At 44.0% G+C, this 373-nt stretch carries 2 tRNA genes; both read left to right on the top strand.

The features are described from left to right. Positions 1-59 precede the first annotated feature (59 nt). A tRNA-Ala gene (locus tag L1076_RS26880) sits at positions 60-135 on the top strand. Between the two features lie 41 nt (positions 136-176). Beyond that, positions 177-252, top strand: a tRNA-Glu gene (locus L1076_RS26875). Positions 253-373 lie beyond the last annotated feature (121 nt).

The following is a 373-nucleotide window of genomic DNA, read 5'->3' as shown; positions in this document are numbered from 1 at the left end:
TGGTTTAAATTTCAGAGCAAAAGATTGGTTCTGCATAAAATGCTGAAGCGATTTTATGTGGGGCTATAGCTCAGCTGGGAGAGCGCTTCGCTGGCAGCGAAGAGGTCATCGGTTCGATCCCGATTAGCTCCACCACTAGCTACATTGTTTCTGCTTTTAGCAGAGCAACCTACAGTGTCCCGTTCGTCTAGAGGCCTAGGACACCGCCCTTTCACGGCGGTAACAGGGGTTCGACTCCCCTACGGGATACCATCTTTAAACATTCTCTCTTGAGAGTTTTTAAAAATGGTTACTTCATGAGAAGTGATTAGCTCTTTAACAATTTGGAAAGCTGACAAAACAATCTTTAAGATTGTTTGTAAAGTTCTCAATG

The organism is Vibrio sp. MMG023 (genome assembly GCF_021654215.1).
In the GTDB taxonomy this organism is placed as follows: Bacteria; Pseudomonadota; Gammaproteobacteria; order Enterobacterales; family Vibrionaceae; genus Vibrio; species Vibrio jasicida.
The sequence above is the reverse complement of the archived record's forward strand: the minus strand, read 5'-3'. Positions and strand labels throughout refer to the sequence as shown.